16 protein-coding genes and 1 pseudogene are annotated in these 22,381 nt (G+C 70.5%); 6 read left to right on the plus strand and 11 right to left on the minus strand.

What is annotated here, in order from left to right:
- Positions 1–331: 331 nt before the first annotated feature.
- From HKD39_RS07195 to HKD39_RS07210, 4 genes are all read right to left on the minus strand, one after another.
- Entirely contained in the window at positions 332–1,015 is a 684-nt protein-coding gene (locus tag HKD39_RS07195) for a winged helix-turn-helix domain-containing protein (protein WP_171199178.1), read from the minus strand.
- Positions 1,012–2,196, minus strand: a complete 1,185-nt coding sequence (locus HKD39_RS07200) for a sensor histidine kinase (RefSeq protein ID WP_171199433.1) — start codon at positions 2,194–2,196, stop codon at positions 1,012–1,014. Before HKD39_RS07200 ends, HKD39_RS07195 begins: the two co-directional genes overlap by 4 nt.
- Before the next feature lie 265 nt (positions 2,197–2,461).
- Positions 2,462–3,229 (minus strand): phosphoglyceromutase, encoded by a 768-nt coding sequence (locus tag HKD39_RS07205; protein WP_171199179.1) that lies wholly within the window; start codon positions 3,227–3,229, stop codon positions 2,462–2,464.
- Positions 3,226–4,530, minus strand: a complete 1,305-nt coding sequence (locus HKD39_RS07210) for a DUF4349 domain-containing protein (RefSeq protein WP_171199180.1) — start codon at positions 4,528–4,530, stop codon at positions 3,226–3,228. The genes HKD39_RS07205 and HKD39_RS07210 overlap by 4 nt, the downstream gene beginning before the upstream one ends.
- An 83-nt stretch (positions 4,531–4,613) precedes the next feature.
- Between HKD39_RS07210 and HKD39_RS07215 the strand changes: the two genes are divergently transcribed.
- Both HKD39_RS07215 and HKD39_RS07220 read left to right on the plus strand, forming a co-directional pair.
- Complete coding sequence (locus HKD39_RS07215; protein WP_171199181.1) at positions 4,614–5,798, plus strand: S-(hydroxymethyl)mycothiol dehydrogenase; 1,185 nt, start codon at positions 4,614–4,616, stop codon at positions 5,796–5,798.
- Positions 5,795–6,433 carry an MBL fold metallo-hydrolase gene (locus tag HKD39_RS07220; protein WP_171199182.1) on the plus strand — a complete coding sequence of 213 codons (639 nt, stop codon included), beginning with the start codon at positions 5,795–5,797 and terminating at the stop codon, positions 6,431–6,433. The genes HKD39_RS07215 and HKD39_RS07220 overlap by 4 nt, the downstream gene beginning before the upstream one ends.
- 10 nt (positions 6,434–6,443) lie before the next feature.
- Here HKD39_RS07220 and HKD39_RS07225 read toward each other — a convergent pair whose 3' ends face one another.
- The 3 genes from HKD39_RS07225 to HKD39_RS07235 all read right to left on the minus strand — a co-directional run bounded on the left by HKD39_RS07225 (position 6,444) and on the right by HKD39_RS07235 (position 9,597).
- Positions 6,444–6,971 carry a type III secretion system chaperone family protein gene (locus tag HKD39_RS07225; protein ID WP_246232175.1) on the minus strand — a complete coding sequence of 176 codons (528 nt, stop codon included), beginning with the start codon at positions 6,969–6,971 and terminating at the stop codon, positions 6,444–6,446.
- Positions 6,968–8,368, minus strand: coding sequence for a L,D-transpeptidase (locus HKD39_RS07230; protein WP_171199183.1), 1,401 nt, complete (start codon positions 8,366–8,368; stop codon positions 6,968–6,970). The genes HKD39_RS07225 and HKD39_RS07230 overlap by 4 nt, the downstream gene beginning before the upstream one ends.
- Positions 8,369–8,457: 89 nt before the next feature.
- Positions 8,458–9,597: a UDP-N-acetylmuramate dehydrogenase gene (locus tag HKD39_RS07235; RefSeq protein WP_425488430.1), complete on the minus strand. Its 1,140-nt coding sequence runs from the start codon at positions 9,595–9,597 to the stop codon at positions 8,458–8,460.
- 67 nt (positions 9,598–9,664) lie between these two features.
- Here HKD39_RS07235 and HKD39_RS07240 point away from each other — a divergent pair, with 67 nt between their 5' ends.
- Positions 9,665–10,162 (plus strand): DUF2505 domain-containing protein, encoded by a 498-nt coding sequence (locus HKD39_RS07240; protein WP_171199185.1) that lies wholly within the window; start codon positions 9,665–9,667, stop codon positions 10,160–10,162.
- Between the two features lie 133 nt (positions 10,163–10,295).
- Here HKD39_RS07240 and HKD39_RS20395 read toward each other — a convergent pair whose 3' ends face one another.
- Positions 10,296–10,748 (minus strand): protealysin inhibitor emfourin, encoded by a 453-nt coding sequence (locus HKD39_RS20395; protein WP_343074646.1) that lies wholly within the window; start codon positions 10,746–10,748, stop codon positions 10,296–10,298.
- Positions 10,734–11,912: pseudogene (locus HKD39_RS07245) on the minus strand (M4 family metallopeptidase); the annotation flags it as partial. The gene HKD39_RS20395 and the pseudogene HKD39_RS07245, both read right to left, overlap by 15 nt.
- A 277-nt stretch (positions 11,913–12,189) precedes the next feature.
- Between HKD39_RS07245 and HKD39_RS07250 the strand changes: the two are divergent.
- The 3 genes from HKD39_RS07250 to HKD39_RS07260 are packed head-to-tail and all read left to right on the plus strand — an operon-like array spanning position 12,190 to position 15,581.
- On the plus strand, positions 12,190–13,395 hold the full coding sequence (locus tag HKD39_RS07250; protein ID WP_171199186.1) for a PAC2 family protein: 1,206 nt from the start codon (positions 12,190–12,192) through the stop codon (positions 13,393–13,395).
- Positions 13,396–13,419: 24 nt separating this feature from the next.
- Positions 13,420–14,694, plus strand: coding sequence for an NAD-binding protein (locus HKD39_RS07255; RefSeq protein WP_171199187.1), 1,275 nt, complete (start codon positions 13,420–13,422; stop codon positions 14,692–14,694).
- Positions 14,691–15,581, plus strand: coding sequence for a GAF and ANTAR domain-containing protein (locus HKD39_RS07260; RefSeq protein WP_171199188.1), 891 nt, complete (start codon positions 14,691–14,693; stop codon positions 15,579–15,581). The genes HKD39_RS07255 and HKD39_RS07260 overlap by 4 nt, the downstream gene beginning before the upstream one ends.
- Before the next feature lie 300 nt (positions 15,582–15,881).
- Here the strand turns inward: HKD39_RS07260 and HKD39_RS07265 are convergent, their stop codons facing one another.
- Positions 15,882–16,865 carry a sigma-70 family RNA polymerase sigma factor gene (locus HKD39_RS07265; protein WP_171199189.1) on the minus strand — a complete coding sequence of 328 codons (984 nt, stop codon included), beginning with the start codon at positions 16,863–16,865 and terminating at the stop codon, positions 15,882–15,884.
- Between the two features lie 333 nt (positions 16,866–17,198).
- Positions 17,199–22,337: an ExeM/NucH family extracellular endonuclease gene (locus HKD39_RS07270; protein WP_171199190.1), complete on the minus strand. Its 5,139-nt coding sequence runs from the start codon at positions 22,335–22,337 to the stop codon at positions 17,199–17,201.
- Positions 22,338–22,381: the final 44 nt, after the last annotated feature.

The raw sequence follows: 22,381 nt of genomic DNA on the forward strand, positions 1-22,381 counted from the left end.
GCGGCTGCGGCAGCATGCGCGTCCGACCCCAGGGCCCAGCTGCTGGCCGCCACCGCATCCGCCACCGACCGGGTGAAAGCCGGGCAGCGGCACCGGCAGCAATGGTTGCGGGAACGGCTCGGCCGCTGGCCCGCCGGGGAAGCGGCCACCCTGGCGACGCTGCTGGAGAAGTTCAACCAGACGCTGCCACCATCAGTTCCACCGCGCTCGGGTCCAGCGGGCGGCCGGCGGTGATCAGTGCAGCCCCTGCACCGCCCGGCTGAGATGCTGCAGCCGGGCGACCCGCTGGAAGTACGTGAAGGTCAGCAGGTCCATGGCTGTCGCCCTCCGGTCAGGCCTCCAGCTTGTAACCCAAGCCGCGCACGGTGATCAGGTGCTGCGGGGTTGCCGGGTCGGGTTCGATCTTGGCGCGCAGTCGTTTCACGTGCACGTCAAGGGTTTTGGTGTCGCCGACGTAGTCGCTACCCCAGACCCGATCGATCAGTTGCCCGCGGGTGAGCACCCGACCGGCGTTGCGCATTAGGTACTCGAGCAGGTCGAACTCCTTGAGCGGCAAGGTGATCTCCTCGCCGCCGACGTTCACCACGTGCCGCTCCACGTCCATCCGGACCGGTCCGGCCGCCAGCACCCCCTCGTCGTCGAGCTCGTCCGGCTCGGCACCGCGCCGCAGCACAGCGCGGATCCGGGCGATCAACTCGCGCGCCGAGTACGGCTTGGTGACGTAGTCGTCGGCACCCAGCTCCAGCCCGACCACCTTGTCGATCTCGGAGTCGCGGGCGGTCACCATGATCACCGGCACCGACGACCTGGCGCGCAGTTGCTTGCAGACCTCGGTGCCGCTCATGCCGGGGAGCATCAGATCCAGCAGCACGATGTCGGCGCCGCTGCGGTCGAATTCGGCGAGGGCCTCGGGTCCGGTCTCCACCATGGTGGTGGTGAAGCCCTCCTTGCGCAGCAGGAACGCCAGCGGTTCGGCGAGCGACGGCTCGTCCTCCACGATCAGCACCCTGGTCACGATGCTCCTTCCGGTTGCAGTTCTGATGACGGTCCCGATGACGGTTCGGTGCGCTCGACGGCGCTGGTGGCCAGCTGCGGCAGGCGCAGGGTGAAGGTGGAGCCGGTGCCAGGACGGCTGAACAGCAGCGCCTGCCCGCCGTGGTTGGCGGCGACGTGCTTGACGATCGCCAGCCCGAGCCCGGTGCCGCCGGTCGCCCTCGAGCGGGCCGGATCGACCCGGAAAAACCTTTCGAACACCCGCTTCTGGTGTTCCGGCGCGATGCCGATGCCGCGGTCGGTGACGGCGATCTCCACCTGCCCGCCGCGCACCGCCCGGCTCACCGAGACGGTGGTGTGGGCCGGCGAGTAGCTGATCGCGTTGTCGATCAGGTTGGTCAGCGCGGTGACCAGCAGGGTGTGGTCCCCGCGCACCAGCAGCCCGGAATCGTCGTCGGAGACCACGTCGATGCCCGCGGTCTCGGCGACCATGGCGAGCCGGGCGGTGGCCTCGTCGACCACCGCGTCGACCTGGACCACGCTCTGATCCTGGCTGGGCAGCCCACCCTGCAGCCGGGACAGCGCGATCAATTCGGTGACAAGGGTGCCGAGCCTTGTCGATTCGGCGAGCATCTTGCCGGCGAAGTGCCGCACCGCCTCCGGGTCGTCGCTGCCGTCGATGATGGCCTCGGCCAGCAGCGCCATCGCCCCCACCGGGGTCTTGAGTTCGTGGCTGACGTTGGCGACGAAGTCACGGCGGATCACCTCGACCCTGCGCGCCGCCGACTCGTCCACCGCGCTCACCAGCAGCAGGTCGTCCGGCCCGGCCCCGGCGGCACCGGGGTAACCGGCACCGGGAAACCGCAGCGGGCGGGCCACCGCATGCACCACCGAAGCGCCGGTCGGTGCCGATCCGGCAGCCCCACCCTGCTCGCCGTCCAGCGAGCCAAGATCCAGCGCGACCGGCTCGCCCGAGGTGGCGGCCCTGGCGATGGCGTCGGTGATCTTCTCGTCGGCCAGCCCGGCGCGGACGACGCCCAGCTCCTTGGCCCGGTTGTTGGCGAGCAGCACGTTCGCCTGCCGGTCGGTCACCAGATAGCCGCTGTCGGACTGCCGCACCACCTCGGCGGCCAGCGCCGCGTCAGCGTTGGTGCTGTCGGACCGGGGGCCGTCGACGCGCCGGATGACGATCGCGGCGAGCATCCAGCCCAGCAGCAGCCCCACCACGGCAGCGGCGAGGATTCCTACCCACGGCACGTGCTCATGGTAGGGCTCGCGCACCGGCGTCCGGCGCCCGCGGCGGCCAGCACGTGCCGGACGTGCCTGGTGTTTTCGGCGCGTTCACGCTGCGTTCATCGCCGCCGATCCGCGCGCCCGGTGCCGCCGATCCATCGCGCGCCCGCCGGCGATCTGCAGCGGACTCGGTGCCGCCGATCCGCGGGGTCGGCGCCGCCGATCCGCCGCGGGTTCAGCGGCCCTGGTTCGCCACCGCCTTGACCGCCTCGGCGGCCGCCTGCGGGTCGAGGTACTCGCCACCGGGGTTGAGCGGCTTCAGCGTCGGCCCGGCGACGTCCACCTGGTACACCAGCGGGATGCCGGTGGGGATGTTGAGCGCGGCGATGGCCTCGTCGCTGACGTTGTCCAGCAGCTTGACGACGGCGCGCAGCGAGTTGCCGTGCGCGGCGACCAGGACGGTCTTGCCGGCCGCAAGGTCGTCCTTGATGGGGCCGTTCAGGTACGGCTCCAGCCGCGCCACCACGTCGGCGAGGCATTCGGTCTGCGGTGCGGCATCGCCCAGCTCGGCGTAGCGCGGGTCGCCGGCCTGCGAGTACTCGTTGTCCGCCGAGATCGGCGGCGGCGGGGTGTCGTAGCTGCGCCGCCAGAGCATGAACTGCTCCTCGCCGTAGGTCTCAAGGGTCTGTTTCTTGTCCTTGCCCTGCAGGTCGCCGTAGTGCCGCTCGTTCAGCCGCCAGTGCCGGCGCACCGGAATCCAGTGCCGGTCGGCCTTGTCGAGCGCCAGGTTGGCAGTGGAGATGGCGCGCCGCAGCACCGAGGTGTGCACCACGTCCGGCAGCAGGTTGCGCTCGGCGAGCAACTCACCGGCATGGGTGGCCTCGGCAACACCCTTGTCCGACAACGGGACGTCCACCCATCCGGTGAACAGATTCTTGGAATTCCAGGTGCTTTCGCCGTGGCGCAGCAGGATCAGCGTTCCGGTGGGTGTGGTCGAGGTCATGACTCCATAGTGCCCCGCTGCGGTTGCTGCGCCGACGACGGGTCGGTGGCAGCAGCTGGGGCGGACGGCCAGTGCTGCGGCTGCTGCGAGTTCAGCGGCCGGCGGGTCTGCAGTGCCCGTTGCGGGTGCTGGCGCCGCCACCGCACGGCCAGCAGCACGATTGCGGCGAGCACCGCCAACACCGGCAGCAGCGGGATCAGCGCGCCGGCCAGCACGGCCAGCGCCGCGCCGATGCCCTTGACGAATCCCCAGGCACCGGAAAGGCCGGCGGCGAACCCGGACTTCTCCGGCTCGGCCGGGGCCGGAGCGGCCGCGGGTGGTGTCCCGACGGCGCCGGTGATGGCGAACACGATGGTGGACATCGCGGCCTGGTCACCGACCGAGGCCCGTTGCCGCAGCACGGATTCCAGCTCCTGCTCGCGCCCGTTCAGCTCGTCCTCGATGGTGATGATGTCTTCGATCTTGGTGGCCTTGGCCAGCAGCTGCCGCACCCTGGTGATGCCGTCCTGCATGGTCTTGATCCGGCCGTCCATGTCGGCCAGTTGGCCGGTGACGTCCTGGCTCGATTCGGTTCCGGTGACGTCGCCCAGCTCGCGCAGCTGCGCCATCGCCGAGTCGTATTTGGCGACCGGCACCCGCAGGGTGATCGAGTAGCTGGTGCCGGTGGCCTCGGAGTCCGCGGTCTGCCCGCCGGCGGCGGTGGCGACGTTGCGTACCTTGACGGCGATGCCGTTCACCTTGTCGCGCAAGGCTTTTTCGTCTTTGTCGCGGTTCGCCGTTACGGTGGCCGGGTCGGCGCCCGCCGGTGTAGCGGTGGGCTCGACGGTGACGGCAAGCGCCAGGTTCGCGGTCTTGACGATCTGCCGCTGCGCCGCCTCGGGCGCGACCCGGGCGCCGGTCGACCCCTCGTTGCGATCGGCACCTCCCGTCGCTGCCCCGGCCGTCGCTCCCGCGGTCGCCGGTGCGGTTTCCCCCGCCGCTCCCGCTGCCCTGTCTCCCGCTGCCCCGTCGGTCGCGGTTCCATCGGCTGCGTCCCCGTCTGTTGCGGCCCCGGCTGATGCTGCCCCTGCGGCGCTGCCGGCAGCCGCGCCGTAGTCGCCGCCGGCGTAGGTCTCTTCGGTCGCTGTGAGCGGCAAGCCGGCGCTGGTGTCGCTGCTGGAGTTGGTGCAGCCGGACAGCAGTACCCCGCCGGCCAGCAGCGCCGCCGCCAGCGCCGCTGTCGGTGCGCGCCACCGACGGGCCGGGCGGGCGGCCCGCGGCGGGCCTGCGGGGGTCGGTGTGGTGTCTGTTGGGTTCGTCATGGCCGTTCGACGGAGTGCGGGCCGCGGTGGGATGCTCGAAGCTACGTCACGAACCGGTCACGATCCGTCCCGAGGAGCGCTCCATGCCGCGTACCAGCACCGCCGTCATCTCCCGCAGCAAGGGCGCGCCGGTGGAAACGGTCACCATCAACGTGCCCGACCCCGGCCCTGGCGAGGCGGTGGTGCGGGTGCAGGCCTGCGGCGTCTGCCACACCGACCTGCACTACCGCGACGGCGGCATCGGCGACGACTACCCGTTCCTGCTCGGTCACGAGGCGGCCGGCATCGTCGAGCAGGTCGGCGACGGTGTCACCGAGGTGGCGCCCGGCGACTACGTTGTCCTGAACTGGCGGGCCGTGTGCGGCGAGTGCCGGGCCTGCCGCAAGGGCAAGCCCTGGTACTGCTTCAACACCCACAACGCCGAACAGAAGATGACCATCGCGGAGCCCGACCCGGACGCCGGTACCGAACTGACTGCGGCACTTGGCATCGGCGCTTTCACCGATTACACACTGGTCGCGGCCGGGCAGTGCACCAAGGTGAACCCGGACGCCCAGCCCGAGGTGGCCGGGCTGCTCGGCTGCGGGGTGATGGCCGGGCTGGGCGCGGCCATCAACACCGGCGGGGTGGGCCGCGGTGATTCCATCGCGGTGATCGGCTGCGGCGGCGTCGGAGTGGCGGCGATCGCCGGGGCCCGGCTGGCCGGTGCGACCACCATCATTGCGGTCGACATCGACCCGCGGAAGCTGGACAAGGCCACCGAACTCGGCGCAACGCACACCGTCAACAGCTCGGAAACCGATGTGGTGCAGGCGGTTCAGGAGTTGACCGACGGCAACGGCGCCGACGTGGTGGTGGATGCGGTCGGCCGGCCGGAGACCTGGAAGCAGGCCTTCTACGCCCGCGACCTGGCCGGCACCGCGGTGCTGGTTGGGGTGCCGACACCCCAGATGACGGTGCCGGAGCTGCCGCTGCTGGACGTGTTCGGGCGCGGCGGTGCGCTGAAATCGTCGTGGTACGGAGATTGCCTGCCGTCCAGGGACTTTCCGATGCTCATCGACCTCTACCTGCAGGGCCGGCTGCCGTTGGACGCGTTCGTCTCGGAGACCATCGGCCTCGGTGACGTCGAGGCGGCGTTCGACAAGATGCGCTCCGGCGAGGTGTTGCGCAGCGTTGTGGTGTTGCCGGACAGCGAGCAGGGCGGCGCACCGGCCGACCGGGCAAACGACGCGGCAAGCAACCGGACCACCGCGGAGGCAGGCAGATGAGCGCCCGCATCGACCACGGCGTCGCGTCCGGCACGTTCTCGCTCGACGGCGAGACCTTCGACGTCGACAACAACATCTGGGTGGTGGGCGACGACACCGAGTGCGTGGTGATCGACGCACCGCACTCGGTGGAGGCGATCATGCAGGTGGTGGGCGACCGGACGGTGCGCGCCATCGTCTGCACCCACGCCCACGACGATCACGTTCGCGTCGCTCCCGAGTTGGCCGCGGCCACCGGTGCTCCGATCTGGCTGCACCCGGCTGATCTTCCGGTGTGGCAGCTGACCCATCCCGATCGCCGCCCGGACGCCGAACTTGTTGCCGGGCAACGCATCGACGTCGGCGGCACCGAGCTGCGGGTGCTGCACACGCCCGGCCACAGCCCTGGCTCGGTGTGCCTGGCCGCGCCGCAACTGGGAGCGGTGTTCACCGGCGACACCCTCTTCGCCGGCGGGCCGGGCGCGACCGGGCGCAGCTTCTCCGACGCCGATCTGATCGTCGCCTCCATCCGCAACCAGCTGCTCACCCTGCCGGCCGACACCGTGGTGCACACCGGCCACGGTGACGACACCACCATCGGCGCGGAAGCCCAAGGGCTGCAACCGGATCAGGGGCAGGGCGGCGAGTCCGGCTGACGGCCGGCGGCTACGGCTGCACCAGGTGCCGGAAGGCCTCCAAGTTCTTCACCGGTTGACCGGTTCGGGTACGCCAGGCCCATTCCCGGCGGATCGCCGAGGCGAAGCCACGTTCCAGGATCGGGTTGAAGTCGGCGTCGGAGGTGTCCAGCACGGTGCCGAGCAGGGTGTCGATCTCGGCCGTCGTCACCCCGTCCAACCCGAGCCGCCCGACCAGGTGGATGTCGCCGCTGGAGTCGAGCGCGTAGCCGACGCCGCGCAGAGACGCGTTGCGCTGCAACAAGTACCGGTAGACGCCCTCGGCGTTCTCGTCCGGTTGCCTGCACACGAACGACTCCACCAGCAGCTCGTGGGTGCCGACCAGCAGCCACACCAGGGTGCGGTGCCTGCGCTCGCCGGGCAGGGTGACGAGGAAGGCGCCGTCACCCTCTGCGGTGTAGGGCACCTCCAGCTCGTCCAGCGCGGCCCGCAGCCGGCCGGCCGTCAGCCGGCCCCGGCCACCGGGCTCCGCCGCCTGGTCACCGCCGGAGGCGCTCAACTGCCCAGCGCCGACAGGGTTTTCCACTCCTCGTAGGTGTAGGCCCAGTCGTAGATGTAATCCTTCGGGCTCATCTTCACCTCGGTGCCGGTCACGTCGACCGGGTCGCCGTAGAGGGTGGCGTCGTACAACTCCTTGCCGTCTTTCAGGCTCATGTTGACGCAGCCGTGCGAGACGTTCTTCTTACCGAGGAAGCCGGCCTTCTCGGTGGCCTCGTTGGAGTGGATGAACTCGCCGTTGTTGTTGATGCGCTGCGCCCACTTCTCCGGCAGGTTGTAGTAGCCGAACTGCGGGTTGGACATCTTGAACACCGGGTACTTCTCTTGAATGATGTGCATCCCGGAAACGGTGATGGTGCCCTTCTCGGTGGTGCGGCCGTACGAGACCGGGTAGTTCCGCCAGATCTTTCCGTCCTTCCAGACCACCAGGTGGAAGGAGTTCACGTCGGCGACGATGCGCAGGTCGCGGCCGATGTTGACGCTGCGGGTGAAGTCCGACTTGCCCCACTGGCCGCCGCCCATGTCGACACCGGCGAGCTTGGCGGTGATGGTGACCTTGGTGTTGGCCGGCCAGAAGGCCTTCGGCCGGAAGTGCACCTGCGACTGCTTGTAGCCCTTGCCGGTGAAGTCTTCGTCCTGCACCCAGCCCCACGAGCCCTCGATCTTGCCGCGGCTGGTCATCACCGACAGCGCTTTCTCCGCCTCGGCCTTGTTGGTGATGGCGGGGAAGAACGTGATGATCAGCGGCGCCGCCACTCCGACGGTGGCGTTCTCCGGCAGCTGCACCACGGCGGTGGTGAAGTTCTTCGGCTTGACGGTGCTGAAGGTGCCGGCGATCTTCTTGACCGACTTGTCCGGCGCCACCGCCTCACCGGCGTACGAGTAGGTGGTGTCGAACGCCATCCGCTCGGCAACGGTGTAGGTGGAGCCGTCCTCGCTGATCTTGCCGGCCACCTTGCTGCCGTCGTCGCCGGTGAGCGTCATCTTGGAGAGCTTCCCGGAGAACACCGCGATGGTGGCCTTGGTGTTCGGGCCGACGCCCTTGCTGCCGAACTTGGGGGTGGCCACCACCCGGATGGCCTCGGCCAGCTGGCGCGGCTCGTCCTTGCCGGTGGTGGTGGCGCCGTTGCCGGCCTCCCCGTTGCCGCTGCCGGCACCGCCGTTGGTGGCACCGCCGTCACCGTTGCCGTCTGCGACGTTCTGCGCACCCTGGTCGCCGGTGGTTCCTACGGTGACCGTCGGCTGGCCCGGCATGGTCTGGCCCGGCGTCGTCACCACAGTGACCACCACCGGGTCCTGCGAGCTGCACGCCGACAGCAGCACGGCTACCAGCGCCAGCAGCGCCACCGCGATGGCCGGCCGGCGCCGCCCGGGTTGCCGCTTTCGGGTGTTCCGCATGGGCGCTGAGGGTACCGGGGGTTCATGAGAGCGCCGGCCCGTGCGCGAGGGCGATCAGCTCCTGCCACCTACTGCTGCGGGACGATCAGCTACGGCGAAGGGACCGGCGCGTCATCGAGGCTGACGCCGACGAACACCGGTTCCGGCTCGAGCCGGACACCGAAGGCGGCGTGCACGCCGTCCCGCACCTGACGGGCCAGCGCCACCAGGTCGGCGGTGCTGGCACCGCCGCGGTTGGTCAGCGCGAGGGTGTGCTTGGACGAGATGGCGACCCGGCCGCCGGGACCGGCGAAGCCCTTGCCGAAACCGGCCCGGTCGATCAGCCAGGCGGCGGACAGTTTGGTGCCGGGTGGGTCGCCGGCCGCGGCGCCGGGAACGGCGGCGGGCCATTGCGGCACCGGCACGTCCCCGAGTTTGGCGGTGATGGCCGCCAGTACCCCGGGGGCGTCGGCCGCCGGGACGATCGGGTTGGTGAAGAAGCTGCCGGCGCTGCGGGTGTCGGGGTCGTCCGGGTCGAGCACCATGCCCTTGCCGCGGCGCAACGCCAGCACCGCCTCGCGCACCGCCGCGGGGTCGGCGCGCTCCCCCGGCTCGACGTTCAGGCTGCGGGCCAGCTCCGGGTACCGGGCGACGGTGCCGATGCTGCCGGGTGACGCGAGCGCGAACGTCACGTCGAGCACCACCGCGGCATCGGTACCGCGCAACACCGAGGTGCGGTAGCCGAGCCCGAGGTCGGCGGCCGGCACCGAGCGGATCTGCACGCTCGCGCGGTCGAACACGGTCACCCGCTCCAGTAGATCGGCGATCTCCACGCCGTAGGCGCCGACGTTCTGCACCGGCGTGGCACCGACGGCGCCGGGGATGCCGGACAGCGGCGCCAGCTCGGCGTAGCCACGGGCGGTGAGGTCGGCGACCACGTCGTCCCAGACCAGACCGGCGCCCAGAGTGACAAGAACGATGCCCGCTGCCGGGTCCGGCGCCGGTTGCTCGGTGATGCCGCCCAGCTCGATCTTGACCACCGGCAGGTCGACGCCGGCGTCGGCGACCACCAGGTTGGAGCCGCCGCCGAGCACCAGCACGTCGCGGCCGCCGACGGCCTGCGCCACCTGCTCGCGGGTGCGCACCCTGATCAGTTCGCGGGCCGGACCGCCGAGGCCGAGGGTGGTCAGCTCGCTGAGCAGCGGCGGCCGGGCCGGCGCGGACGACCGGCTCGGTTCGGTCGGGTGGATCGGTTGGTCAACAGGCTTGTCACCCACGCCGAACAGGGTGGCACACCCACTCGGTAGGTTGAGCGACATGCCGACCCCGCTGAAAGCCGAGAAGTCGCTGCCCGTCGCCCCGGACGCCGCTGTCGCGGCGTTCGCCGACCCGGATTACCTCAATGGTCGATTGGCCGCGGCCGGCGGCACCGACCCGAAGATCGTCACCCAGGAGCGGTCGGGCGACGAGCTGACGCTGGTCACCGAGCAGGCCATCCCGGCCGGGGTGCTGCCCAGCGTGGTGAGCTCGCTGCTGCCGGGCGACGTGCAGATCACCCGCACCGAGAAGTGGGCCCCGGACGGCTCCGGCGGCTACCGCGCCGACTTCGACGTCACCATCAAGAACGCGCCGGCGTCGCTGAAGGGCACCATGACGCTGACCCCGGCCGGTTCCGGTTCGACGCTGACGGTGGACGGCCAGGCCACCGTCCCCATCCCCTTCCTCGGCGGCAAGATCGAGGGCGTGATCGTCGAGCAGGTCGGCAAACTCCTTGCGGTGGAAGAGAAGTACGCCGCCGAGCAGCTGCCGAAGTGATCACGGCGGGGTGATGAGCGCGGCTGCCGGCGGCAGTTGCCGGCAGCTGCTGGTGACGTACTGGTGACGGGAACAACCACCGGGCCGTGCGGCGATCTCACCGCTGCCGAGCCCATGGATCACCGCCGCCGAATCAACGGCGGAAGGTGCGGCTGAGCAGTGCCCTGAGCTGCTCGGGCAGCTCGTGCTCGCCGACGGTGACGTCCAGGTCGGCCTCCGGCGCGACGAGGTGATAGCGGTAACCGTCCGGCATCCCGGCGGCGCGTTGCCCGCCCTGCTGTTGTTGAAGCTGTTGCAGCACACCGGATCCGAGCGCCTGCTGCCATTGATCGGCCAACTCGGCCGGCAGCTGGTCCGGTTCGACGACGCGCTCGGTGCGCAGCCCGGCGACGCCTCCGGATCGGGTGACGGCCACCTGGGCCGGCAGCGGCGGGCCGGTCGGCGCCGGGCTGGTCGGTGCCGGAGCCGGCGCCGGAGTCGGGGTCGGAGCCGGCGCTGGAGCTGGAGTCGGGGTCGGAGCTGGAGCCGGGGTCGGTGCTGGCGCCGGCGCTGGAGTTGATGGGGTGGCACCGGCGTCCAGCCCCACCTGCTTCCAGGCGTCGGCGACCGCGGCGGCCTGCGCCGAGTCGGCCCCGAACCGTTGCCCGGCAGCCTCGGTGGTGAGCGCGGCGAAGGTGGCGAAATCGCAGTCGGCGGTGATCCGCGAGCCGGCGAGCACGTCGTACCAGACCTGGCCGGCTCCCTCCCAGGCGTTGCCGCCGATTCCGATGGCCGCCAGGTAGAACGCGTGGTTGGGGATGCCGGAGTTGATGTGCACGCCGCCGTCGTCTTCGGTGGTCTCGACGTAGCCGTCCATGGTGGCCGGCTGCGGATCTTTGCCGAGCTGCGGATCGTCGTAGGCGGTGCCCGGTGCCTTCATCGACCGCAGCGCAACGCCCTGCACCGACGGGGTGAACAGACCGGCCCCGATCAGCCAGTCGGCCTGCTCGGCGGTCTGCCCGGCCTGCTGCTGGCGCACCAGCGACCCGAACACGTCGGCGATGCTCTCGTTCAGCGCGCCGGACTGGCCCGAGTAGGTGAGGTTCGCGGTGTAGCTGATCACGCCGTGGCTGAGCTCGTGGCCGATCACGTCGACGGCGATGGTGAATCGGTTGAACACCTCGCCGTCGCCGTCGCCGAACACCATCCGGTCGCCGTTCCAGAACGCGTTGTCGTAGTCCTGCCCGTAGTGCACGGTGGCCAGCAGCGGCAGCCCGGCGCCGTCAAGGCTGTCCCGCCCGTACGCGGTCTCGAACAATTGCCAGGTGGCACCCAGCCCGTCGTAGGCCTCGGTGACGGCGACGTCTCCGGTGGCGGGCTCGCCTTCCCGGCGGACGACGGTGCCGGGCAGTGTTGTGCTCTGCCTGGCGTCGTAGATGGTGCGGTTGGGGCCGGAACCGCCGTCGGCGCGCTGGTCTGCCGGCGCGGGCGGGGTGCCGGGCGGAGCCGACGGCGCAACGGTGGGCGCCCCGGGTGGGGTGGGCCCGCCGTCGCCGGAACCCGGTGCACCCGATCCCGAACCACCTGAACCCGGTGCACCCGATCCCGGCCCACCCGGCTGCGGCTCGCGTGGGTGCGGCTCGCCGGGGCGGACCCCGCCAGTGCGGCTGGGATGGGTGCGCTCGCGGTCGTCCAGCGTTGCCCTGGCGCAGCGGGCGGCCGGCGAATCGCCCTGCTCAGCCAGGTGGGCCAGCAGGTACGGCGGCACAATGCCGCACGCCGGGTGGAGATTCGACCTGGTTTCCGACCTGGTGTTTGACCTGGTTTCCGACCTGGTATTCGACACCGTCTTCTGCATGCTCACCATCTGGCACCTCCAAGGCAGCTGGGCTCGACGGTAATCCCGGCGACCGACATCCGCGCTTTCGCTGTCAGCGCAGCGGGCCCGCTGTCGGGAATCCGTCGACCCGCGGCGCGGCGTTGCATGCTGGTAGAGACCCGAGCCATCGGAGCAGCCTGCAAGCCGCGAACGGAGTGCGTCGAGCATCGTGAAGCCCAGCAATCTGTATCACCTGGTCGACCAACCGGTCGAGCGGCGGCCGGCTGCCGATGCACCCGGCGGCACCCCCGCACCGGCCGGCAGCACCCACCCGGCCGGCAGCGCGGATCCGGCCGACACCTCTGCAACAACCGACACTGCCGCATCGACCGGTAGCGCTGGATCAACCGGTAGCGCTGGGTCGACCGGTAGCGCCGAGCCGGCCGGCGAGTCAGCCCCGGCGCTGCGCTCAAGGAGTGCAAGCGGCACCGTCCTGCTGGTCGCCCTTGACGGCTACGTCGACGCCGGCAACGGCGTGACACTGGCCAGCAAGCACCTGCTGCGCTCCGGTGACGCGCCCCCGGCGGCAGCCGACAACCCGGTGGTGGCCGCCTTCGACTCCGATGCGCTGGTGGACTACCGGTCGCGCCGGCCAGCGCTCACCTACTCCGACGGCACGTTCACCGATTACGCGGATCCGCGGTTGCTGGTGCGCCGGCTGACCGATGGTTCCGCCGGCAGCGGCACCGGCGAGAGCGGCGATGGCACCGACCGCAGCGCAGGCCGCACCTACTATCTGCTGACCGGCCCAGAGCCGGACGCGCACTGGGACGCCTTCACTGAGGCCATTCTCGAGATCGCCGATCGGTTGGGCGTCGACACCATCGTCACCCTGCTGGCGATCCCGATGGCCATCCCGCACACCCGTCCGGCCGGGATGAGCCAGCACGCCAGCCGGCCGGGGCTGATCGAGCCGTCCGATGCCTGGCTCGGCACCGTGCAGGTGCCCGGGCACGCCAGCGGGCTGCTGGAATACCGTGCCGCCCAACGACATTCGGCCGGCGTTCCGACCCCCGACGTCATCGGGCTGGCCGCACACGTGCCGCACTACCTGGCCAGGTCCGACCACCCGAGCACGGCGCAGCATCTGCTGCGCAGCACCGAACGACTCACCGGGCTCGACCTGCGGACCGCCGATTTCGGCCCGGCCATCGGCACCTTCGAATCGGAACTGGCCAAGGAGATCGAGGGCAACGCCGAGATCGGCGAGGTGATCGCCGCCCTCGAGCAGCAGTACGACACCTTTCTGCGCGGGCAGGGTTCGCTCTCGCGCAGCTTGCTGGCCACCGATCAGCCGCTGCCGTCGGCCGACGAGCTGGGCGCCGCGTTCGAGGCGTTCCTCGCCGACCAGGACTCCGGCAAGGACTCCGACTGACCCCTGCGCGACTATGGTGCGGGGGTGGCCAAGTCCCCTGCCGTGCGCCTGGCGCTGCCCGAGCGAACCCGCGGGCCGCTGCGGGCCATTGTGGTGCGCATCGCGATCGCGCTCGCCTGTGTCGTCATCACCGCGACCATCGTCTACCTGGAGCGCAACGGCTACAAGGATGGCGACGGTCTGGTCGGCACCTGGCTCGACGCGTTCTACTACGCAACGGTCACCCTGTCCACCACCGGCTACGGCGACATCGTGCCCTTGTCGGACGGGGCAAGGCTGACCAACATCATCGTCATCACCCCGCTGCGTTTCCTGTTCCTGATCGTGCTGGTCGGCACCACCATCGAGGTGCTGACCGAGCGCAGCCGCCAGCAGTTCCGCTACGCCCGTTGGAGAAGACGCGTGAAGAAGCACACCGTGGTGATCGGCTACGGCACCAAGGGCCGCTCGGCCACCGCCGCGCTCATCGACCAGGGCTGCCCGCCGGAATCGATTGTGGTGGTGGACACCAACGGCGCCAACGTCAAGCTGGCCACCGCCGACGGCTGCGTCGGGGTGGTGGGTGACGGCCGCAGGGAAGAGGTGCTGCGGCAGGCCGCCACCGGCTCGGCGGAGCGGGTGATCGTCGCCGCCGATCGGGACGACGTCAACGTGCTGGTCACCCTGACCGCCCGGCGGCTGGCCCCGCACGCCACCATCGTTGCCGCGGCCCGCGAGGAACAGAACATCGGGGTGCTGCGGCAGGGCGGCGCCGACGTGGTGATTCCGACCGCGGAATCCGCGGGCCGACTGCTCGGCCTGTCCACCATCGCCCCGAACGCCGGCGAGCTGCTGGAAGACCTGCTCGAGCCGGTGGCCGGGCTGCAGATCGCCGAGCGCGAGGTCCGCCCCGAAGACGTCGGGCTGGCCCCGTCCCGGCTCACCGCACAGGGCGAGATCGTGCTGACGGTGATCCGGCACGGCGTCAGCCACCGCTTCGACTCCGGCTCGGTGCGGGTGTTCCAGCCTGGCGACCGGGTGGTGGTGATCCGCGCGAACCCGGACGGATCAGCCGGCCCGACCCGCGCGACGCACGACCGCCGCGACCCCGGTGCCGGTGCCGACAACGAGACCAGAGATGATCATGAACCGAAGGCTGCCGCGTCCGGAGTCGGGCCGCGCGACAGTACCGAGAACCAGCGGGATCGTCGGCGCCGCGGGCGCCGCGACAACGCGATGGCACCGGCCAATGTGCACATGCCGGTGCGGGTGTCTCGCGACCTGACCTTCCCCGACGACAGAGAGCCCGACAAATCATGACGAGCCAATCCGTGGAGAGCGCCGGCGCTGTCCCCGTCATCAGCACCGGCCCCGACTCCACCGGCGGCCGAGCGGACGCCACGCCCGATCTGCCTCCGGCTCCCGACGGCGGCGCCGGCCTGGACGCCGGCGCGGACGCCGCGGAGCTGTCCGGCGGCGACTTGGCCCTGTCCAACGACCTGGTGCTGGCCGAGCGTGTCCGCTTCCTGGCCAGCCGCGACGACCTCAGCGCCACCTTGGCCGCCATCACCGAGCTGGCCGTCGACGCCACCGTCTCCGACTACGCCAGCATCACCCTGATCGACGCCGACGGGTCGCTCACCACGCCGACCGCCACCTCGGACGAGGCCAGGGCGGCCGACGCCGCGCAGTACACCCTCAACGAGGGCCCATGCCTGACGGCCGCGGAGAACGGCGGCGTCTACGTGATCGCCGACACCGCCTCCGAGCCGCGCTGGCCACGCTGGGGTGCGCACGTGCACGACGAGATCGGCATCCGCAGCGTGCTGTCCATCCACTTGTTCACCGCCAACCGGATGCTCGGTGCGCTGAACCTGTTCGACAGCAAACCCCGGCAGTACGACGAGGACGAGATCATCGCGGCGCGGGTGGTGGCTGCTCACGCTTCGGTCGCGCTGGCGCGGCTGCGGGTGGAGCAGGATCTCTGGCGCGCGGTGGACTCGAGGCATCTGATCGGGCTGGCCCAGGGCATGCTGATCGAGCGCTACAAGATCAGCCCCGAGCAGGCATTCTCGGTGCTGCGGCGCTATTCACAGAACCACAACACCAAGCTGAATCGGGTGGCAGAGCAGCTGGTCAACAGCGGTGCCCTGCCCGGCCAGGACCGGCCGTCGGATCACCCGCCAGCAGCCGGCGCCGACGCCTGACCGGGGCCCCGCGCAGCCTGACTGGCCCGGCGCAGCCAGACCGGCCCGGCGCTTCCGGATCGGCTTGGCGCAGCGTGGTCGGATTTGCCGCCGTGCTGGTTCGACGGGGTCGATGAACCTCGGCTAATCGCCGTTTTTGGCTTCTCGTCGCGTTTGCCACGCGGAGCTACGCGTGGAACTTGCGACGAGAAGCCACTTTCGGCCATTTGCCTCGGGTGAACTGCGCCCGGGTCAGTTGCAGCGGGTCAGTTGCGCCGGGTCAGGTGCTGCGGTCAGTTGCTCCGGGTCAGGTGCTCCGGGTCAGTTGCTCCAGGCGGCGCGCAGCCGGGCGCAGACGTCGCGCAGGATCCGGGAGACGTGCATCTGGCTGATGCCGACCTCCTCGGCGATCTGCGACTGCGACCACTCGTCGTAGAAGCGGCGCCGGACGATCTGCCGCTCCCGGTCGGTGAGCAGTTCCATCATCGAGCGCACCGCGAGGCGGTCCTCCACCCTGCGCAGTTCCACGTCGTCGACGGCGACGGCCCGGTCGAGGATGCCCTGCGCGCTGAACGCCTCGAGCGAGGCCGGCTGCCCGCAGGAGTTCAGCGACAGCGCCTGCCGAACCTCGTCGACGTCGGCGCCGAGCCGGTCGGCCAGCTCGGGCTCGCTGACCTCGCGCCCGGTGCGCTGGCACAGCTCCTCCTTGGTGGTCATCACGTTGGCGCGCAGTTCCTGCAGCCGGCGCGGCGGCCGCACCGTCCACCAGTGGTCGCGGAAGTAGCGGCGGATCTCCCCGGTGATGGTGGGCACCGCGAACTGGAGGAAGTCGTCGCTGCGGCCGGGCTTCCACCGCAGCGCGGCCTTGACCAGGCCGAGGGCGGCCACCTGTTGCAGGTCGCCAAGGTCGATGCCGCGGCCGCGGTAGCGGGCGGCGATGGAGTGCGCCACCGGCAGGCAGGCGACGGCGACGGCGCTGCGCAGCATGCGGCGGCGGCGCGGGCGCTGGCAGTCCTGCAGTTCTCTGAGCAGCTCGCGCACCACCGACGAGCGGTCCACCGGGGTGGCCGCGGCCGGGTCGAACAGTGACTGCGGGTCGAAGGCAACGGTGCGCGGTGCCGAGTTCCCGCCGACCGGCTTGCCGCTTGCCGAGTGCACACTCGCCGGGTTCACGCTGGCCGATTGCACGCTCGCCGGATGCACCGGGGCGGGGCTGGCGGTGGCCGTAAATGGTGCCGCGGCGCCGTGAGCCTGGCCGAAGCACGGCTCGGGCCTGACGGCAGCACCGAAGGCAGAGACAGACATATGCCACCCTCAAATCGGAATTGCTGGGCGGCCACTCTGCTGGACCTAACGCGTATTCGACCATACGGTACCGACCAAGTGCCAGGGCCCACCCGCAATCCTCATGAACCTCCCCTATCGGGATCACCCGGGCGGGCGCGACGCGCCCACCTCCGGGTGATTGCCGGTACGCCGGCTCGGCGAGTCGGGCACGAACAGCGTCGCCGGCCACCACGGCGCACCCGCAAGGTTCGCGGGCCAGCGTTCCGGGAAAGCCCGGAAAGGCCGGTGCCCCCGGTGCGGATCAGCTGATCCGCACCGGGGGCACCGGCCGTGCTTGCTCGGCTGCGCCGGCTACTTCTTCACCGGCACCCGCAGCGGCGCCGACGACGACCGGCTGACGTTGGCCGGGTCGGCGGGCGCATAGGTCGCGATCACCGTCGCGGTGCCCTTGGGCACCGGGATCACCTCGGAGGTGGCGGTGCCGTTCACCAGCGTCAGCTCGGCGACCTTGCTGCCGTTGACGTTGATGTTCAGCGCCCCGTCCGCAGTGGCGACCGACGGGTCGGCGATGGTGACGGTGCCGGTGATCACCAAGCCCGACTTCAGCTTGGTCTCCTTCTTGGTGGCCTTGTCCACCGCCACCACCTCGGCGGTCACGGTGGTGGCCGACAGCGCCATCGCCACCTGGAACTTCACCGGCTCGGAGGTCGACTCCTGCTGGTTCGCGTCCTCGGCCGGGGTGAACGTCGCCGTCACCTGGTACACGCCGGCGGCGGCGTCGGCCGGTACGGCGATGGTGGCCTTCCCGTCCCGCACCGGGGCGCTGCCCCACTCGGCGGCACCGGCCTTCAGCGTCACCGTGCCGTTGGCCGGCGAGCCGTCAGCGGTGGTGACGGTGGCGGTGAACTGCACCGGCGTCGACGGCCGGTACACCTGGCTCGGGGCGCTGGCCGTCAGGGTGGTGGTGGTCGGCACCGGCTGCGGGGTGCCGGCAGCGACGCTGATCGGCCGCCGCACGACGGTGCCGCTCGGTGCGGCCGTCACGGTCAGCGTGTAGTCCCCGGCCGGCACCGTCGCCGGGATCGGCACCTGCGCGGTCAGCTGACCGTTCTTGACGCCGCGCGGATCGCCGGCCACCACCTCGGTGGTCACCGGATACTCGCCGAGATCGGTGGCGGTGCCGTCGGCGGCCACCAGCGCGACCTTCGCCGTTGTGTTTTTCGGCGAGCCGAGGCTGGTCAGGTTCAACGCGCCCACCTGCAGCGGCAGTTCGGTCCCCGCCGTCGCTTCGGTCGGCACCGTCGCGGCCGCCGAGTGCTTGCCGAAGTCCGGCGACACCGGCGAGTTGTCGCGCAGGTACTGGATCCACGCGTCCCGGTCGATCAGCCCGGAGTCGCGCACGTTGCTGCCCTCTTTGAAGACCCGGAAGTTGTCGCCGCCGGTAGCCAGGAACGAGAAGGTGCCGATCCGGTAGTTCGCTTGCGGGTCAAGGGGTTTGCCGTCGATGGTGACCGAGGTGATGTGCTCACCCTGGGCCGCGGCGGCGTCGAAGGTGTAGCTGACGTTCTTCGACAGGCCCAGTTGCAGGTACGAGCGGGACGGCACGGTGCCGTCGGCGTTGGTCTGCCACTGCTGCTCGAGCAGCGTCTTGAACTGGGTGCCGGTCAGCGTCACCGTCCACAGGTTGTTGACGAACGGCAGCACCCCGTTGGCCTGGGCGTAGGTGATGGTGCCGTCGGTGCCGTAGCGCAACTCGTCGCGGAGCCCACCGGGGTTGACGACGCCGATGGTGGCGCCGCCGCGGTCGGCGGGAGAAAGGCTTGACACCAACGAGTTTGCCACCAGGTTGCCAAGGGTCGATTCGCTGCCGCGGTCGTCGCGGGTGCCGCCGGTCCAGGTGCCGTCGGCGCCGTAGCTGCCGCCGGAGAAGGCGGTGGTGATGTCCGCGGTGACCTTGCCGATCGGCTGGCTGCCGATCTCGATGGCGTAGGCCAGCGCGGCGTCGACGATCTCCTTGACCTTGGCCACCCGCGGCAGTGAGAGGTCTTCGGCGGCGGCCCGTGCCACGTTCTCGGCGGTGTAGCCGGTCACCTGCTTGGTGGCCGGGTCGATGTTCAGCTTGACCTTGCCGACGTTCTCGCCGTAGTTGCCGGTCTGCAGGATCGGCCGCGTCTTGCCGGCCTCGCCCGGAACCGGTGCGTCCCAGGCGTACTGCTTGTGGGTGTGCCCGGTGAAGATTGCCGAGACCTTGGCCGAGGTGCCGTTCACGATCTTGGCGAACGCGCCGTCGGCGGCCACTTCCTGCTCGAGGGTGGCGCCGTCCGGTGTGCCGGCTCCGGCTCCTTCGTGGTACTCGGCGACCAGCAGATCGGCCTCGCCGTTGCTCTCGTCACCGTCGGTGAGCTGGGCCGCGACCCGGTTGACGGCATCCACCGGATCACCGAACTCGAGGTCGGCGATGCCGTCAGGGCTGACCAGCGTCGAGGTCTCTTCGGTGACGGCGCCGATGACGCCGACCCGAAGCCCGCCGACCTGCTGGATCGAGTACTCCGGCAGCGCCGGCTCGGTGGTGCCCTTGCGATACACGTTGGCGCCAAGGTAATCCCAGTTGGCGCCGCCGCGCGGGTTGGCCTCCGAGGCCGGCTTCATGATCCGGTTGACCAGATCGGCGTAGCCCTTGTCGAACTCGTGGTTGCCCACCGCTGAGGCCCGCAGATCGAGGGCGTTCAGCACATCGAGGGTGGGCTTGTCGTCCTGCACGGCCGAGGCGAACAGTGAGGCGGAGACGTTGTCGCCGGCCGACAGGAACAGCGTCCTGTCCTCGCCGCCGGCGGCGCGCAGCTGCTCGACGGTGGTGGCGAACTTGGTGGTGTTGGCATCGATGCGACCGTGGAAGTCGTTGATGTTCAACAAGGTCAGCTCGCTCGGCACCTCGCCGCCGCCACCGCCACCGGCGTTCTTCGCGGCCAGGCCGACCAGCACGGGGTCGTGGTCGGAGGCCGCGTACTGGTCGGGGGTGTAGAAGTTGGTCGGCGAGTAGTTGTAGCGGCTGTAGTTCAGCGCGATCGACTCAGGCGAGTTGATGTTCCAGGTGTCGGAACCGGTGGCCCGGTCGGCGGCCACCTTGTTCAGCAGCGCGTGGTCGAGTGAGCCGGACTGGCCGGAGAACGAGTACGAGTACTTGCCGGTGCCGAAGTAGCTGTCGGCGTCGACGTAGCCGGCGTCGTAGAAGACCTGCATCGGGTCTTCGGCGGTGTACGAGTTGTAGTCGCCGACCATCACAACGGCCTCGGATTTGGTGTCCACCAAGGTGTTCACCCACTGCAGCAGCGCCTGCGCCTCACGCACCCTTGTGCCGTTGGACGCGCCCTGGCCGTCGCCGGTGTCGGCGTCGCCCAGCCCACCGGCCGAGCTGCCCTTGGACTTGAAGTGGTTGACGACGAACAGGAACTCGTCACCACCGGCGGCCGGGACGAACTTCTGCGCGAGCGGCTCGCGGGCCTGGTCGAACGCCTGCCCGGCGCCGGACTGGGTCCCGAGCGCCCTGGCCTCGCCCACCGGGGTGGCTGCGGCCGGCCGGTAGATGATCGCCGAGTTGATCACGTCCATCGCCGAGGTGGCCGGGAGATCCTTGGACGACGGCACGAACGCCCAGGTACCGGCGCCGGCCTTGGCGTTGAGCGCCTCGACCAGGGTGGCAAGGCTGCGATCGACGCTTTCGCCGACGACGGCGGAGTTCTCGATCTCCATCAGGCCGACAACGTCGGCGCCGGAGCCGTTGATGGCGGTGACGATCTTGTCCCGCTGGCGGTTGAAGTTCTCCGCGTCCCAGGCGCCGCGCGGGCCGTTGGGGCCGGTGCAGCGGTTGACGGTGATCGGGTTGCCCTCGCGGTCGCGGTAGGCGCTGCAGTCGCTGCGCTGATCGCCGAACAGGGTGAAGAAGTTCTGCACGTTGAACGACGCAACCTCAAGCGCCGCATCGCCTTTGGCGTTGATCAGCGAAGCGTCCGGCGCGGCGGTGCGGGTGTTGGCCCAGCTGGCGGGGTAAGCGGCCGGATCGGCCGGGGTCACCTGGCTGGTGGGCTGGAACCGCCAGGTCGGGTTGGCCGGGCTGCCGCCGACGGCGAAGATCACCGGCTTGCTGAAGGTGACGGGAGCACCCACGCGCACCGGCTTGTCGTTCGAGATGTACGGCGGCGTCTGGGAATTGCCCGCCGACGACAGGAAGTTGGTTGAGGCGCCGTCGTCCAGCACCACACCGCGGGCGGCGTTCTCGGCGGCCTGCTCCTTGGCCTCGACGCTGCCGGGGCGGCCGACCTCAGTCGGCTGCAGCAGCGGCTTGTCGCCGAAGGCCAGCCCGACCTCGCCGTACTGGTTGGTGGCGTAGGTGTTGGTGACGGTGTAGGGGCCGGTCGGTTGGTAGAGCATCGATTCCAGCGACTCGCGCTGGGCCTCGTTGCGCGGGTACTCGGTGGTGGTGGCGGGTTTGACGGGCGCCGCGCGGCCCGGCGCGCGGGACAGATCGCCGACGCCTTCGACGGTGATCTCCGTGGTGCCGGCGTACTCCGACACCGCGCCGGTCACCTGCAGGTAGTTGCCGATGCTGGCCCGCGCAACGGTGGCCGGCGAGTACACCCAGATGGCGTCGGAAGCAGTGTGGGTGGTGAAGTCGATCGGCCCGCCGGTGCCGGGAGTCTGCAGCACATAGGCGTTGAATCCACCCTTGGGGTAGACCGCGGTGACGACGCCCTTGGTGGTGACCGTCTTGCCGTTCAGCGGGGACGTGGCGCCGGTGCCCTGGATCTCGGCGATGGTGGCGGCGACCGGCTCAGGGTCGCCGGTGCCGGGATCGTCAGCGCCGGTCATCGGCGTCGGCGGGTTCAGCAGCGCGAAGTCGGCGGCGTTGTTGCCGGTGTTGGCGTGCTGGTCGTTGCGGCTGACCGACTGCGGGTTGCTGGTGCCCGGCGCCGGTGCGCCGCCGGCGGCGTCGTTCGCGCTGCCCCAGCCGACGAAGTCGACGACGCCGGCCGCGCTGCTGCACGCCGCGGCGCAACCGGACAACGTGCTCTGGCTGTTGACCAGCGCGACCTTGCCGCCGCTGCCGGACATCGGGATGGTGCCGGTGACGTTCGGGGTCGGCAGGTCGACGGTGCCGCCGGCGCCCACCGCCTCACCGATCAGGTAGTAGCTCTTGGCCGGGACGCTGCCGGTGAGGTTGGTGCGCTGCCAGCTGGTGCCGCTGGTGGACGCGTACTGCAGGCTCCAGCCGGACAGGTCGACCGGCGCGGACGAGGAGTTGTACAGCTCGACGAAGTCCTGCTTGAGCTGCGAACCGGAGTTACCCCCGCCGCCGTACACCTCGTTGATGACGACGGGACTGCCGACGTCGACAGCAGACGCGGTGCCGGGGACCGCGAAGACGGTGGCACCCGCCAACGCCACGGTGGTGAGCGCGGCGGCAGTTCGCCGACCGGGGAGCCGAACTCGCATGGACACACTGCTTTCTCACGGGGAAATCTCACGGATGTGTCAGG

Origin of the sequence: Nakamurella aerolata, from assembly GCF_013002705.1 — a bacterium.
Taxonomy (GTDB): Bacteria; Actinomycetota; Actinomycetes; order Mycobacteriales; family Nakamurellaceae; genus Nakamurella; species Nakamurella aerolata.

Bases quoted from the DNA above. Each gene is read 5' to 3' on its own strand.
- HKD39_RS07230 (WP_171199183.1), bottom strand. From the start codon at position 8,368: ATGCGGAACACCCGAAAGCGGCAACCCGGGCGGCGCCGGCCGGCCATC.
- HKD39_RS07215 (WP_171199181.1), top strand. From the start codon at position 4,614: ATGCCGCGTACCAGCACCGCCGTCATCTCCCGCAGCAAGGGCGCGCCG.
- HKD39_RS07210 (WP_171199180.1), bottom strand. From the start codon at position 4,530: ATGACGAACCCAACAGACACCACACCGACCCCCGCAGGCCCGCCGCGG.
- HKD39_RS07220 (WP_171199182.1), top strand. From the start codon at position 5,795: ATGAGCGCCCGCATCGACCACGGCGTCGCGTCCGGCACGTTCTCGCTC.
- HKD39_RS07200 (WP_171199433.1), bottom strand. From the start codon at position 2,196: ATGCTCGCCGCGATCGTCATCCGGCGCGTCGACGGCCCCCGGTCCGAC.
- HKD39_RS07265 (WP_171199189.1), bottom strand. From the start codon at position 16,865: ATGTCTGTCTCTGCCTTCGGTGCTGCCGTCAGGCCCGAGCCGTGCTTC.
- HKD39_RS07240 (WP_171199185.1), top strand. From the start codon at position 9,665: ATGCCGACCCCGCTGAAAGCCGAGAAGTCGCTGCCCGTCGCCCCGGAC.
- HKD39_RS07270 (WP_171199190.1), bottom strand. From the start codon at position 22,337: ATGCGAGTTCGGCTCCCCGGTCGGCGAACTGCCGCCGCGCTCACCACC.
- HKD39_RS07260 (WP_171199188.1), top strand. From the start codon at position 14,691: ATGACGAGCCAATCCGTGGAGAGCGCCGGCGCTGTCCCCGTCATCAGC.
- HKD39_RS07205 (WP_171199179.1), bottom strand. From the start codon at position 3,229: ATGACCTCGACCACACCCACCGGAACGCTGATCCTGCTGCGCCACGGC.